This is a genomic window from Marinobacter salinexigens (assembly GCF_008370345.1).
Lineage (GTDB): Bacteria > Pseudomonadota > Gammaproteobacteria > Pseudomonadales > Oleiphilaceae > Marinobacter > Marinobacter salinexigens.
In genome coordinates this window covers 339465-353743 of sequence record NZ_VTUU01000002.1, presented here as the reverse complement: position 1 = coordinate 353743, position 14279 = coordinate 339465, and the positions used below count along the sequence as shown (strand labels likewise).

The following is a 14279-nucleotide window of genomic DNA, read 5'->3' as shown; positions in this document are numbered from 1 at the left end:
GGAGCACTCATGGCCGACATACATGTCGAGGAATTCTACAAGGACGTTGCCATCGCATTGGTTCAGCTCTACGGCGCTTTCCCAAGGCGGGTAAACCTGTTTGTCGAGGACATCGCAGGCCCAGACGAACCGGATGAATTCGGGCTTCACAGCAAGCGCCATATGGCCTGTTTCGGTGCCCTGCTCTGGTTGCAGGAAGAAGGCCTGCTTCGATACGTCGATACGATCCGTCAGGAGGCACTCGATCAGGCGGTTCTGACCCGTGATGCCTTTATCCGTCTGAGCGCTCCGGCACCTGCACCACTCACACGGGAGTTCGGTCAGAGCCACCAACGGGCTGAAGAGCACCTTCCTACGTCCGTGCAAGAAGACCTCTCCACCTATATCCACCTGATCCGCACTGCGCTGAAAGACGGCCACTCCGGGCGGATCAGCCGGATCATGCAGGCAACATTCTTTGCCGACCAGGCGCATTAAATCGACGTAAAGTTGTTGAAGCTTTGAACCTCGCCCACATATTCCGGTCTGAGGACTCAACGTTTGTGTTCGTTCAACTACTCAGGGAAACCAAATGAGAATACTGCTGTTTCTGGCTACAAACCTTGCCGTTATTCTGGTTGCCAGTTTCACCCTACGCCTGCTTGGCGTTGATAGCTACCTGTCGCAACACGGAATCCAGTATGGCCCACTGCTGGCATTTGCTGCGGTTTTCGGTTTCGCCGGAGCCATCGTATCGCTCCTGATTTCCAAGCCCATGGCAAAGTGGAGCACTCGCGCCCAGGTTATCTCCTCACCCCGTAACCCTGCCGAACGCTGGTTGGTGGACACCGTAGCGGAACTGGCTAAAAATGCCGGCATTGGCATGCCTGAGGTCGCCGTTTTCCCAGCTACCCAGTCCAATGCATTTGCCACTGGATGGAACAAGAATAATGCGCTGGTTGCGGTTAGCGAAGGACTCCTTCAGCGTTTTGACAAGGACGAAATCCGGGCAGTTCTGGGCCATGAAATCGGGCACGTGGCAAACGGCGACATGGTCACTCTCGCGCTTATCCAGGGTGTCGTAAACACGTTTGTTATCTTTGCCTCCCGGGTAATCGGTTCCTTCGTCGATCGTGTCGTGTTCAAGAATGAGAATGGCCATGGTATCGGATTTTTTGTGGTCAGTATGGTTGCGGAACTTGTACTGGGCATTCTCGCCAGCACGATTGTTTTCTGGTTCTCCCGTAGACGGGAATTCCGCGCAGACATCGCCGGCGCCCAGTTGGCTGGCCGGTCCGCTATGATCAAAGCTCTTTCCCGATTGAAACAGGAAAGCGAAATTCCAGATCAGATGCCGGATACTCTTCAGGCCTTCGCAATCAATAAAGGTGCCCGAGGTGGCCTGAGTGCCTTGTTCATGACTCATCCACCGCTCGACGAACGTATCCAGGCGTTGCAGCAAGCGCAGCTATAACGTTCAAACAAAAAACCGGGGCAATAACCCCGGTTTTTTTGTTTTCTTCAATCGAGCATGGTGATCAGATCTTCAGCTTGAACCCGATGGTCCGAAAACTATCCTGAAGGGATTTACTGGTTCCCTTGAGCTGCACTTTCAGGCTCGAACACTCCCGTCGGACAGGGTAGTCTCTCCTCAGCAAATCAAATGCCTCGGCCCGCTCTTTCGCATTTCCTTTGATCGCCGCCCGCATGCGCGCATCATCCCGTCGAGGGTCGTAGCAGGACAACAGGGCAACACGCAGAGCGTCGCCCTCGTCAGCGGAACTGGTAAACGATACCTTGTTAAGCGCGGGTTCAGGCAGGAACTGACCGGATTTTTTGCGAACAGGCAACCCCAGAAAACGGCTCAGCGCCTGGTACACGATTTCAGTTCCCTGGACTTTGCCCTCAAGGCTATAGCCTGCAATGTGGGGCGTGGCCAACCAAACCTTGGTCAGCAACTCAGGCTCTATGGCAGGCTCTGGCTCCCAAACGTCAAGGGCGACAACCGGCGCACCGGCTTGATCCAGACGTTCTGAAAGGGCCGTGCAATCGATAACCTCGCCGCGACCTGCACTGATCAATAACTGCGATGCATTCAGACCAGCCAACTCGGCGCTGCCAATCATATGCCAGGTCGCATGGCGGGCATCTCGCGTTAACGGCGTATGAAGACTCACCACGTCGCATTTGAGCACATCGGACAGTGACTCAAAGCGCTCAGCGTCTTGATCCCCCGGATCTTCCGACCTCGGTGGATCACACAAATGTACATCAAAACCAAGACGTTCCAGCTTGTGGGCTACCTTTTTACCCACATTCCCTACACCAACAATGCCAACACTCAGATTGGTCCAGTCGTCCAGGCCCTGGCGCTCAGCATGTAGCAGGAGAACCGAGAGCACGTACTCCGCTACGCTATTGGCGTTGCAACCAGGTGCTGCCGAGAAGGCAATGCCTCTGTCTTTTAACCAGTCCTGGTCAATGTGGTCTGTGCCAATCGTGGATGTTCCAACAAAGCGAACCCGGCTTCCCTCAAGTAACTCAGCGCCAACACGGGTAACCGAGCGAACCAGCAGGACATCAGCATCACGTACATCCTCGGCGCTCATGGTGCGACCGGGCACACGGCGGATTTCCCCGATATCCCCGAAGAATGAGTCCAGTAAGGGTATATTCTCGTCGGCTACAATCAACATCTCTGACTTCTCTCGGTTTAGACCACGCTCAGCACTGCCGTCTCTTCGTCAGCTCCTGCGCTGGCGCTGATTGCGACCACCCTGCTGGGGGCGTCGGCCTCCGCGCCGGCGGGTAATCCGTGGCTTTTCCAGCTCTGCCATCAGAGCTTCATCCGGCACGGCGGTTTTCAGTTTCTGACTGATGTATTTCTCAATCTCCGGGAGGGCAAAAGAGTCGTCCTCACCGGCAAAACTGACCGATACACCGGTTTGCCCGGCCCGGCCTGTCCGTCCTATGCGGTGTACATAATCTTCCGCGTTTTCAGGAAGGTTATAGTTAAACACGTGGGTGACGCCGTTTACGTGAATTCCCCGCCCCGCAACATCAGTTGCAACCAGTACCTGAATGGTCCCCTTCTTGAATTGATCCAGGGTCTTGAGGCGCTTGTTCTGGGCAATTTCACCGGACATCAGAGCAACTTTCACACCCTGATTTTTCAGATCTTCTTCCAGATCACGGCACTGATCCCGTCGATTGGCGAATACAATCGCCTTTTCGACTTCAGCACGCTTCAGGTAATTCACCAATACCGGCAACTTTTCTTCCTCGCCGATCAGGTAAACCGTCTGCTCGACGCGTTCTGCGGTCTTTTGCTCAGGTTCAATTTCTACGAATTCAGCGTTCTTGGTCCACATGGACGCGAGGTTAAGAACGTCCTGATTGAAGGTAGCGGAGAACAGCAGGGTCTGGCGGTCATCTTTAGGCGTGCACTTTCGAATAATCCGCTTTACATCCGGAATAAAGCCCATGTCCAGCATGCGATCGGCTTCGTCCAGAATCAGGATATCGAGCTGATCGAGGAACACGTCCTGAGACCCCAGAAAGTCAATCAGTCGGCCCGGGGTTGCGACCAGAATATCGACGATTTCATTCTGCAACTGATCCCGTTGCTTGTCGTAGTTCATCCCGCCAACCACGGTAACCACGTTATGCCCGGTGTGCTTACAGAGCTGCTCTGCATCCTTGGCAATCTGCATGGCCAACTCCCGGGTAGGCGCGAGGGCAAGCACGCGTGGCTCAGAAGCAAAGCGCTCCTTTTCTGAAACCGGCGTTTCCAGCAATGCCTGAATAGCAGTAATCAGAAAAGCTGCGGTCTTTCCGGTACCGGTCTGGGCCTGGCCAATAAGGTCTTCACAGGCCAGTGTCCACGGTAGAGTCTCTGCCTGGATTGGCGTGCAGTACTCAAAGCCAATCGCCGTGATGGCATCCAGTAACCGCTTATCCAGGTGGAGATCCCGGAATCGCAAATCACCGGTGTGCTTTGGATCAGATGTCATACAACCTCTGCTTTTCTATATGCGTCAGATTCAGAATCGGCCGGGGCGACACGAGTTCTATCCAGTTCCCAGGATTGAACTAGCCGATCTCCGGTTCCATAAAAGGTCTTCAGTGTTTCAAAAAACAGGTTGGCCCGGTACGGGAGCCCCGAGTTAAGGTATTTCTCGACTTGTGCCCGTACCCGGGTCCGAAACCCTTTATCGTCGGCCGCGCCGTCACCGCTCAGGTTGTCGGCACTGATATGGAAGCGAGAGCCAGTAGCCAACGCAAACAGCCATTCGATCGCCTGAGGCTTCACTTCTACCTGTTCGAATTCCCGTTGCTGTTCCGATGTCCGACCGTCCGGGCAATACCAGTAACCATAATCGTGGAGAGTACGCCGCCGCTCACCCGCTATGCACCAGTGGCTGATTTCATGTAAAGCGCTGGCATAATAGCCGTGGGCAAATACCACCTGCGCCACCCCTGCGGGTTCAACTGCAGGCAGATACTCCGGCTCGTCACTGCCCTTGACCAGAATTGTCCGGTAATCTTCCCGGAACAGGTCATTGAACAGCATGATAAGATCGTTCGGACAGTGTTTCATTGGGTGGCTATTGTGCGACTTTACTTCAGTCAATACCAGAGGGAACTTTGCCACCCGGCCTCTGTCCATTGGCTCGAACCGTTCATCAGACAGGATTTACGATAACGCATGACTGCCCCATCTACCATTTTCCGGCATCGTTTGGCTGTTCGGCTGGCGCTCTATCTGTTGTTCTTTATCTCCCTGTTTGGCGCAACAGGCTCGGTGTTCGCCTTCGGTACTTCTTCCCTGTTTGGAGAGAGCAACAACGGTTTTCTGCCGGTTGACGAGGCACTTCCTTTTTCAGACCGCACTGATAACGACAGTGTCGTACTGTCCTGGAATATAACCCCGGGGCACTATCTCTATAAAGGGCGGATCAGCGTCACTGCAACCTCAGACAACGTAAAGCTCGGCGAACCCGAGTTTTCACTAAAAAGCGAACCGTACGAGGATGAGTATTTCGGCGAGGTAGAGGTATTCTACGATCCGGTAGAAGCCCGGGTTCCTGTTCAGCTCAGCGGCAATGCCACAGAAGCCACCTTGGAAGTGACCTACCAGGGATGCGCCAAGGCGGGTCTGTGTTATCCCCCGCAAACCCGTGAAGTCCTGTTTTACCCCGGCAACTCCGTAACGCCTGACGCAAAAGCAGACACAGGAGCCGTTCCAGAAACATCAAGCCCGGCAGCCGAAGAGTTCGATACGTCCTCCGCCACGGGTCTGGCGGGCTTTCTTGCCCGCCAATCTACGCTGGTCATTGCCGGCGTTTTCTTCCTGTTGGGTCTCGGGCTGACATTTACGCCCTGCGTGTTACCGATGGTCCCGATAATTTCCAGCCTGGTCTCCGGGCATAATACCCGCACCAGCGGCCACGCCCTGTTGCTGGCATCCAGCTATGTACTGGGGATGGCGCTGACTTACGCAGCTGCTGGCGTGATTACTGGCCTGCTGGGCGCCAGTTTCAATCTTCAGGCGCAACTACAGTCACCGTTTGTACTGGGCCTGTTTGCAACCCTGTTTGTGGTCTTTGCACTATCGATGTTTGACGTGTTCGAGATCCAGCTACCGCGCTTCATACGGGAACCGCTGAACGATGCGAGCCACCGGCTGACAGGATCGCGGGTATTGAGCATCTTCGGAATTGGCGCCCTTTCGGCGTTGATCGTTTCGCCCTGCGTTTCTGCCCCACTGGCAGGTAGTCTGCTCTATATCTCCACCACCCAGGATGCCGTAGTTGGAGGTATCGCTCTGTTTGCGATGGGGCTGGGCATGGGCGTACCACTGATTCTGGTTGCGGTGGGAGGGCGTAAGCTGCTGCCCGGAACCGGGCACTGGATGACGGCAGTAAAGCATTTTTACGGTGTCATGCTGCTCGCTGTCGCTATCTGGCTGGTAGAGCGACTGGTCCCGGCGTGGGCATCACTCTCAATGTGGGGATTGCTCGTCGCGATTACAGGGGTTCAGCTTGGGGCATTTGATGCCGCCAAAGCAGGCTGGGAAAGGACACGCAAAGGCCTCGGGTTGGTCATGTTTGCCTATGGCATCGCACTATTGGCAGGCGCTGTTACCGGCGCAAACGATCCTCTCAAACCGCTTGAACCCTTTACGGCACATGCCACAACGACACCGGGTAACGCAACGCAGCATGCGGGATTCCTTCGCACTGACTCCACGTCAGAAATCCGGTCTTTGCTTGCTCAGGCAAAAGACCGGGGAGAACCTGTCATGCTGGATTTCTACGCTGACTGGTGCATCTCCTGCAAGGTTATGGAACGCACCGTTTTCAGTGACCCCGAAGTCATAGCAGCCATGACACCATTTACCCTGCTACAAATCGACATCACCGACAACACGCCCGAACAACAGGCTTTACTGAATGAACTGGGACTGTTCGGGCCACCCGCCATCCTGTTCTACCGCTCAAAAGGTGACGAGCTGTCCCAACAAAGGGTTCTTGGAGAAATGGATAAGGACGAGTTCCTTACCCATATCAGGGGACTCAACCCGGGAGCCTGAGATGATGAAGCCTTACGCCTCGCCTCTGCGAATCAGGTAGATATATTCGCCACCCTGCTCCTGCTCACTGACAAGTTCATGGCCAAGAAACTGGCAGAACCGAGGGATGTCACGGGTTGTAGACGGATCTGTCGCCACCACGCGGAGTACCCTCCCAGGCTCAACATCATTGATTCGGTTATGCAGCATCATTACCGGCTCCGGGCAAAACAGCCCCCGGGCATCCAGTTCGGAATCATAGTTTGGGGCGGTCAAAGCCAACTCCTTTAATTTCAGCTGATTTTCCAGAAAGACCTGCTAAATTGTTGTTTATAACAGTTAAAAAAACGGAGGTAAGTCATGATTCGGGTGCTGATCGAACGCCACATCGCGGAATCACTGGAATCCGCCTATGAGGAACGAGCTCGCCTGGTGCTCCAGCAGGCTGTTGCCGCACCGGGGTTTATTTCCGGAGAGACCCTGTCAGACAGCCATGACCCCAATCACCGCATCACGCTCGCCAACTGGCGCTCAGAAGCGGACTGGGATCGCTGGTTCCAATCCAACAAACGGCGGGAGCTTATGACGGAACTGGTCCCGATGATGGATAAAGACGAAACCATCACAGTCCTGCACCAGAGCTGAACTAACCGGTTCGCTCGATAAAGCAGGTGATCTCTTCCCGATCATGGTAGAGATGGCGAGCTTTTAGCTGAAACACCACGCCTGCCTCTACCAACCCGCTATGGATAATATCACGGCAAATCAACCACTCATCGTAGCGCTTCTTCATAGGTAGTTTCAGATTGAAAATGGTGAACCGGCAGTGCCCATTGGCGATCCAGTCCACAGCCATTTTTGCTGTTTTTCTTGGCTGATCAACAATGTCGCAAACCATCCAGTCGATGCTCCGCTTCGGTCTCCAGGCATAACCGTCAGCCTGAACATGCTCCACCTGCCCCGAAGCCATCAATTCCTCGTTCATCGGCCCATTATCCACGGCCGTGACCATCATCCCCTGGCGAACCAGTTGCCAGGTCCAGCCACCGGGGGCAGCCCCCAGATCTGCGGCCTTCTTTCCACCACCAAGATATTCCAGCTCCCGCTCTGGCGGCAGAAACACCTTCCAGGCCTCTTCCAGCTTCGAGGCAGAACGGCTCGGTGCCGATGCAGGTAATCTGAGCCGGGGAATACCGCTAACGTAGCGAGCCCTGTTTTTCACAAGGCTGAACCCGATAACCATGGACGAAAAGTCCGGCAGCAGGATTTCAAGACGCGCATCTGCAAGCTCGTCCTGGTCCGCCAACAGGAATCCGGCGTTCCTCAAGCTTCGGGATAATGGCGACACCCACTTCCGCGAAAACTTGCCAAGATCACCATCACCATTGTTTTCGGGAAGGCGAACCTCCAGCCGGGCACAACGGGGAATATCCCGTTCAACATCCGACAAGGCTTCGATCACAGCACCCACACGATCCTGATCTGGGAGGGTAAACTGCCCTAGCACCACAAACCAGTCACGGACGAAAACCAGGTTTTCCAGATGCACACGCTTCATCAGCGCGTCTGAACTCGCCGGAGGCGTCAGCGTAAACCACACCAGCCCTTGTCCCTTTTGGGGTTCAAAGTAGCCAAACAGGCCTTGCCCCCCGGCCACGTCAGTCAATTCCCGCCCGGCTTCGGTTTCGAAACCCGGCCTGCAGAATGCGAGGATCTGCTCCATACCTTACCCATTCTCTGGCGCTGACTTGCAAGCCAACCGCCTAAATTTGAATCTGTTTAACAGCGAAACTTGTGTACTTCAGCTACATTTTCGGCCTTATGAATTGCGGAAGCCTGAAATGTCACTGTTGACCCGCCTGTTTGTCGCTGTCAGCTTTACTTTGATAACCGTTGGCACATTGGCCGGGACCATGGCCACAACCCCGGATTCAAACACCGGATGCCGAACTCTTGACGCCGCAGACTATCTTGCCCGGCAGTCGTTGATGGACTATGTCTGTTACCACAGCGCACCACCGGGAGATCCGGCTCACGAAGCCCCATCGCCCGATCAACTGGCAGAGGGCATTCAATGGACACCTGCCAACGGCCATGATCTGGTGTTCAGCCACACCAACTCTGTTTACTGGGTTCGGCTTCAGGTCGTCAATTCCCGCAGTTCCCGGCAGCTATGGTACTTAAAGCTCAACTACCCCCTGCTGGATGAGGTAACTTTCTGGCATTCCGGCCAGGCTCCCGCTGACCCCATTGTAACCGGGGATCTCCATCCCTTTGCTTCGCGGGGCGTAGACTACCGGTATTTCCTGCTCCCCGTCACGCTTGATGCTGGAGAAAGCCAAATCATTACCCTTCGGGTGAAGAGCAGCGGCGCATTGAATGTACCCCTGAGCTTTGAAACGCCCGGTGACGTTATTTCCCACAGCAACCACCTGACACTGACCCATGGTATGTTCTATGGCGCATTGATGGTGTTCGCTGCCTTCAACCTGCTGCTATTTTTCAGCGCGGGGACAGTCTATTACTTCTATAACGCCTTCTACATGGCGACAATGGGCCTGTTTCTTTTCGCCATGGGTGGTTTCGCCAACCAGTATTTCTGGCCAGACAGCACCGGGTTTGCAAATACCTCAATTCCCCTCGCCCTGGCGCTGTGCGCCCTCTCGATGACTCTGTTCGGGGGATCATTTCTGGAAATCGACAAAAAAACCCAGCCAGCCATGGCTATCAAAGTACTTGCCTGGTGTTGCGCAGGTTTTTTCGCTCTGACCTTCTTACTTCCTTATACCAAGACCATTCTTTTAAACACGGTACTGACTCTGACCGTCATTGCCAGCTTGTTCGTCATCGCACTCATTCGTTGGCGACAGGGCTATCAGCCGGCGGTCTGGTACATCGCCTCCTGGCTCATCATGCTGATTGGTGCCCTCATCTATGCTCTCGCGGCGTTCGGATATCTGAACGATTTCCTCGCCCAGGAATCGTTAATGCAAATGGCTGTGGGCGGCCAGGTGATCCTCCTGAACTACGCCATGGTACAGCGCTGGCGGCTATTGAATCAGAAGCTTCTTGCGGTAGAGCACAACGCACGGACCGAGCTTGAATTCAAAGTCCATGAGCGTACAGCCCAGCTGCGAAACACAATGAGAGAGCTGGAGAAAGCTAACCGACAGCTCGCGACACTGAGTCTCAACGATTCACTGACTGGCCTGTACAACCGTAGACACATGGACAATGTCCTGCCGGAGCTTTGTGCCGAAGCCCGGAGAACCGGACAACCCCTTACCTTGGCGCTGATTGATGCCGACCACTTCAAGACCATCAATGACACCTGGGGTCACGGTTTCGGCGACTCCTGCCTTCAGTGTATCGCCGAGGTGCTGACCCGGCATGTCAAACGACCCCGGGATATCGCCATACGATTCGGCGGCGAGGAATTTGCGCTGCTGTTGCCGGGCACGGACATTCATGGTGCTCAGAAAGTCTGCGAAGGGATTCTACACAACGCTGAACGCTCATCGCTGACAGGCCCCGATGGGACACCCGCCCGGATCACTCTCAGTGCAGGCATAGCCTCGCTGATTGCCGGCGAGGATAAGGATGCGTTCTTCAGCCGTGCCGACAACGCTCTCTACCAGGCGAAGCAGAGTGGCAGAAACCGAACGGTAGTCGCAGATGAAATCCCGGTGAGCTGACTAGCGGCCACGAACGTTAAGGTTTTCGTCAATGAACCGCCGCGTTTCAGCCGCAGCCTCTTCAATGAGCCCCTGCTGGGATTTCTGCAGCCTCACTGGCGGTTGAAAATCATGGTTACCACCCTCCAGCCAGTGCAAAAGGATACCGGGTTGTGCACCCAAATGATCAGCAACTTCATCCGGTTTGCCAAAAGGGTCCCGGGTGCCCTGGACAATCAGCACAGGCGCCTCGACATCCTTAAAGTGGTCCGTTCGCCACCGATCCAACTTTCCGGGAGGATGGAACGGGTACCCAAAGCAGGCGACACCCTCGATTCCTTTCTTTTCCGTGGCCAGCAGAGTGGCCATTCTCCCACCCATGGATTTCCCGCCAATCAGCACCAGTGAATCCGGACCGACATCCTTGAGGACGGCATCCACGACACCGGAGAAGCACTCAAGCAGCTTCGGTTGCCGGTCTGGTGGGCGTTTCTTCCCATCCTCCCTCCGTTTCACCATATAAGGGAACTCAAACCGGACACAGGCTATCCCTTCCTTTTCCAAAGCGCTTGCAAGCGCTTCCATAAACGAAGAATCGGCTGGAGCGCCGGCACCATGCGCCAGAATCAGTACAACTTCCGGGTTGTTTACATATTCTTTGGTATAAATCAATTTCACGAAATTCACCTTACCCGTCTTAGGGGCTATCATTACACCTCAAGCAACGTCTCAAACCTATACAAGAAAGCCCCTGAATAACGAAGGTGGAAAGGATGCCATGTTGCTGATTCCGGCGCATTTGACAGGCATATGGAGTTGACCTGAGTCATTGCAAAGAGCTAATGGTTTCTCCATACTTGCGCCCGCACATTTCCCCATTCTAAATCCATTGGTAAGGCTATGAGCACAGTAAATCCAAACCTGACATACAACTACAAGGTGGTGAGACAGTTCGCCATCATGACAGTGGTATGGGGTATCGTCGGGATGGGCCTTGGCGTGTTGATCGCTTCTCAACTCGTCTGGCCCGCCATGAACCTGGACCTGCCCTTTACCCACTTCGGTCGCCTGCGGCCGCTGCATACCAACGCCGTAATCTACGGCTTTGGTGGAAGTGCCCTGTTTGCTACCTCCTATTACATCGTGCAGCGCACCTGCCAGGCTCGCCTGATTTCAGACAGCCTTGCCGCCTTCACGTTCTGGGGATGGCAGGCGATCATTGTTGCGGCAGCGATCACCTTACCGATGGGTCTGACCACAACCAAGGAGTACGCCGAACTGGAATGGCCGATTGATATTGCCATCACCCTGGTTTGGGTTACCTATGCTCTGGTCTTCTTCGGCACGGTGATGAAGCGCAGCACTGCGCACATCTACGTTGCCAACTGGTTCTTTGGTGCCTTCATTATCACCGTTGCTTTCCTGCACGTTGGTAACAACCTGGAACTGCCTGTCAGCGCCTTCAAATCCTACTCTGCATACGCCGGCGTGACCGATGCCATGATGCAATGGTGGTGGGGCCATAACGCAGTAGGCTTCTTCCTGACTGCCGGCTTCCTGGGCATGATGTACTACTTCGTACCGAAGCAGTCCGGGCGCCCGGTTTACTCCTACCGCCTGTCCATCGTTCACTTCTGGGCTCTGATCACCACCTACGTATGGGCTGGTGGCCACCACCTGCACTACTCTGCCCTTCCAGACTGGGCACAGACCGCAGGCATGGTAATGTCCCTGATCCTGCTGGCTCCATCCTGGGGCGGTATGATCAACGGCATGATGACCCTGTCCGGCGCATGGCACAAACTGCGCACTGACCCGATCCTGCGCTTCCTGGTGGTATCCCTGTCCTTCTACGGTATGTCTACCTTTGAAGGCCCGATGATGGCCATCAAGACTGTAAACGCGCTGTCTCACAATACTGACTGGACCATCGGCCACGTACACTCCGGTGCACTGGGCTGGGTTGCTATGATCAGTATCGGCTCTGTTTATCACCTGATTCCCAAGCTGTGGGGCCTCCAGGCCATGTACAGCACGGCCCTGATCAACATCCACTTCTGGCTGGCTACTGTCGGTACCGTACTGTACATCGTCGCCATGTGGGTTAACGGCATCATGCAGGGCCTGATGTGGCGTGCAGTTAACGCTGACGGCACCCTGACCTACAGCTTCGTAGAGTCCGTGGAAGCCTCCTACCCGGGTTACTTTGTCCGGTTCCTGGGCGGCGCCATCTTCCTGAGCGGCATGCTCATCATGGCCTACAACGTGTACATGACCGTTCGCCAGAAGGAAGCGGTTGCGCAGGACAACGCAGCAGCTCAGGCGGCGTAACGGGAGAGAGACCAGATGAATCACGAAATAGTAGAAAAGAACCTTGGTCTGATGATCATCCTGATCATCCTGACCATCTCCGGCGGCTTTCTTGTTGAGATTGTTCCCCTCTTCTTCCTGAAGGAGACCAATGAGCCGGTAGAGGGCCTCAAGCCCTACACCGCTCTGCAACTGGAAGGACGGGACATCTACATCCGTGAAGGTTGTCACGTGTGCCATACGCAGCAGATTCGTCCTTTCCGGGCTGAAACCGAGCGCTATGGTCACTACTCCGTGGCGGGCGAGTTCGTATACGACCGCCCGTTCCTGTGGGGCTCCAAGCGGACTGGTCCTGACCTTGCCCGTGTAGGCGGCCGTTACTCTGATGCCTGGCAGCGCCAGCACCTTTTCGATCCACGCAGTGTGGTACCCGAGTCCAACATGCCAGCATTCCCATGGCTGTTCGAGAATAAGGTAGATCACACCCAGACGGCAGCGAAGATGGAAACCCTGCAAACCCTGGGCGTGCCTTACTCTGACGAAGAGATCGCCAACGGGCCTGCAGAGGTTGAAGGCAAGTTTGAAATCGAAGCGCTGGTCGCATACCTGCAGCATCTGGGTACTGTGATTTCAGACAAACGGTGATCCCATGGATATCAATGAGTTACGCGGCATTCAAACCATTCTGGTAATGGCAGCCTTCTTCGGCATCGTGTGGTGGGCCTACAGTGCCCACCGCAAGAAAGCCAATGACGAAGCAGCCCATCTGCCCTTCGATGACGATGACGTCGAAAAGCGTACTCTCGAACAGGAAAAAACGGAGAAGAAACAATGAGTACCTTCTGGAGCATCTGGATCAGTGTGATCGTGCTCGGTACTGTTTTTGGCTGTGTATGGCTTCTGTGGGCAACCCGTAAGAGCCAGACCACGGACGTTGAAACAGACCGCACCATGGGCCACGCCTTCGACGGCATTGAGGAATATGACAACCCTCTGCCCAAATGGTGGTTCTATCTGTTCATGGCGACCTGCGTATTCGCTCTTGGATACCTGGCACTCTACCCGGGCCTGGGCAGTTACAAAGGCCTGCTTGGCTGGACCTCTCATAACCAGTGGGAAGCAGAAGTTGCTGAAGCTGAGGAAAAGTATGGTGAGATCTACGCGCAGTACGGCCAGACCCCGGTAGCAGAACTCGCTACTAACGAAGATGCGCTGAAAATCGGCCAGCGCCTGTTTGCCAACAACTGTGCGGTTTGCCACGGTTCAGCAGCCCGGGGCCAGGTTGGCTTCCCGAACCTGACTGACAACGACTGGTTGCACGGAGGGTCTCCTGAAAAGATCCACGAGACCATCAAAATCGGTCGCATGGGTAACATGCCTGCCAAAGGCCTGATGCCTGGCATGACCAACGAACAGGTTGATCAGGTGGTGAACTACGTGCTGAGCTTCAGCGGCCGCGAAAAAGATGCAGACGCTGCAGAAGCGGGTAAAGCCGTCTTTGCTCAGGCTTGCGTAGCCTGCCACGGACCGGAAGGCAAGGGTATGGAAGCCATGGGCGCCCCGAACCTGACGGACAACACCTGGTTGTATGGCTCCACCTACGACTGGATCAAGGAAACTGTCATGCACGGCCGTCAGAACCAGATGCCCGCGCAGGAAGGTCGTCTGACCGAAGACCAGATCCAGATCCTGGCTGCGTACGTTTACAGCCTATCTAACTGAAAATGATTCAGTCAGGGCAA

The 14279-nt window shown here is 54.9% G+C and carries 15 protein-coding genes; 9 read left to right on the top strand and 6 right to left on the bottom strand.

The annotated features are described in order from the left end of the window. Positions 1-9: 9 nt before the first annotated feature. Both FWJ25_RS06125 and htpX read left to right on the top strand, forming a co-directional pair. Positions 10-477, top strand: coding sequence for a hypothetical protein (locus tag FWJ25_RS06125; RefSeq protein ID WP_149599374.1), 468 nt, complete (start codon positions 10-12; stop codon positions 475-477). A 94-nt stretch (positions 478-571) separates the two neighbouring features. After that, the gene (htpX, locus tag FWJ25_RS06120; protein WP_149599373.1) at positions 572-1453 is read left to right on the top strand and encodes a protease HtpX; all 882 of its coding nucleotides are present in this window, start codon (positions 572-574) and stop codon (positions 1451-1453) included. A gap of 64 nt (positions 1454-1517) precedes the next feature. Here the strand turns inward: htpX and pdxB are convergent, their stop codons facing one another. From pdxB to FWJ25_RS06105, 3 genes are read right to left on the bottom strand one after another with little or no spacing between them, the layout of a single operon-like run. After that, positions 1518-2675 carry a 4-phosphoerythronate dehydrogenase PdxB gene (gene pdxB / locus FWJ25_RS06115; protein ID WP_149599372.1) on the bottom strand — a complete coding sequence of 386 codons (1158 nt, stop codon included), beginning with the start codon at positions 2673-2675 and terminating at the stop codon, positions 1518-1520. 48 nt (positions 2676-2723) lie between these two features. Further along, positions 2724-3992, bottom strand: coding sequence for a DEAD/DEAH box helicase (locus tag FWJ25_RS06110; protein ID WP_149599371.1), 1269 nt, complete (start codon positions 3990-3992; stop codon positions 2724-2726). After that, a complete protein-coding gene (locus tag FWJ25_RS06105) occupies positions 3989-4552 on the bottom strand; it encodes an elongation factor P hydroxylase (RefSeq protein WP_281292522.1) in 564 nt (187 codons plus the stop codon). The genes FWJ25_RS06110 and FWJ25_RS06105 overlap by 4 nt, the downstream gene beginning before the upstream one ends. Positions 4553-4687: 135 nt before the next feature. On the opposite strand from FWJ25_RS06105, the gene dsbD reads away from it, so the two are divergent. Continuing rightward, positions 4688-6574, top strand: a complete 1887-nt coding sequence (gene dsbD / locus FWJ25_RS06100; protein WP_149599369.1) for a protein-disulfide reductase DsbD — start codon at positions 4688-4690, stop codon at positions 6572-6574. A 12-nt stretch (positions 6575-6586) separates the two neighbouring features. Here the strand turns inward: dsbD and tusA are convergent, their stop codons facing one another. After that, on the bottom strand, positions 6587-6829 hold the full coding sequence (gene tusA, locus FWJ25_RS06095) for a sulfurtransferase TusA (protein ID WP_149599368.1): 243 nt from the start codon (positions 6827-6829) through the stop codon (positions 6587-6589). An 84-nt stretch (positions 6830-6913) separates the two neighbouring features. Here tusA and FWJ25_RS06090 point away from each other — a divergent pair, with 84 nt between their 5' ends. Continuing rightward, positions 6914-7198, top strand: a complete 285-nt coding sequence (locus FWJ25_RS06090) for an antibiotic biosynthesis monooxygenase family protein (protein ID WP_149599367.1) — start codon at positions 6914-6916, stop codon at positions 7196-7198. 1 nt (position 7199) lies between these two features. On the opposite strand, the gene rlmM is transcribed toward FWJ25_RS06090, so the two are convergent. Beyond that, positions 7200-8276 carry a 23S rRNA (cytidine(2498)-2'-O)-methyltransferase RlmM gene (gene rlmM / locus FWJ25_RS06085; protein ID WP_149599366.1) on the bottom strand — a complete coding sequence of 359 codons (1077 nt, stop codon included), beginning with the start codon at positions 8274-8276 and terminating at the stop codon, positions 7200-7202. Between the two features lie 118 nt (positions 8277-8394). Between rlmM and FWJ25_RS06080 the strand changes: the two genes are divergently transcribed. Continuing rightward, positions 8395-10248 carry a sensor domain-containing diguanylate cyclase gene (locus FWJ25_RS06080; protein ID WP_149599365.1) on the top strand — a complete coding sequence of 618 codons (1854 nt, stop codon included), beginning with the start codon at positions 8395-8397 and terminating at the stop codon, positions 10246-10248. Here the strand turns inward: FWJ25_RS06080 and FWJ25_RS06075 are convergent, their stop codons facing one another. Further along, on the bottom strand, positions 10249-10905 hold the full coding sequence (locus FWJ25_RS06075) for an alpha/beta family hydrolase (RefSeq protein ID WP_246166670.1): 657 nt from the start codon (positions 10903-10905) through the stop codon (positions 10249-10251). 222 nt (positions 10906-11127) lie between these two features. Between FWJ25_RS06075 and ccoN the strand changes: the two genes are divergently transcribed. Genes ccoN through ccoP form a run of 4 tightly spaced genes read left to right on the top strand, consistent with a single transcriptional unit; the run spans position 11128 to position 14259 of the window. Further along, positions 11128-12558, top strand: coding sequence for a cytochrome-c oxidase, cbb3-type subunit I (gene ccoN / locus FWJ25_RS06070; RefSeq protein WP_149599363.1), 1431 nt, complete (start codon positions 11128-11130; stop codon positions 12556-12558). Positions 12559-12573: 15 nt separating this feature from the next. Further along, positions 12574-13182, top strand: a complete 609-nt coding sequence (gene ccoO / locus FWJ25_RS06065; RefSeq protein WP_149599362.1) for a cytochrome-c oxidase, cbb3-type subunit II — start codon at positions 12574-12576, stop codon at positions 13180-13182. Positions 13183-13186: 4 nt separating this feature from the next. Further along, on the top strand, positions 13187-13372 hold the full coding sequence (locus FWJ25_RS06060) for a cbb3-type cytochrome oxidase subunit 3 (RefSeq protein ID WP_149599361.1): 186 nt from the start codon (positions 13187-13189) through the stop codon (positions 13370-13372). Next, the gene (gene ccoP / locus FWJ25_RS06055; protein ID WP_149599360.1) at positions 13369-14259 is read left to right on the top strand and encodes a cytochrome-c oxidase, cbb3-type subunit III; all 891 of its coding nucleotides are present in this window, start codon (positions 13369-13371) and stop codon (positions 14257-14259) included. Before FWJ25_RS06060 ends, ccoP begins: the two co-directional genes overlap by 4 nt. Positions 14260-14279: the final 20 nt, after the last annotated feature.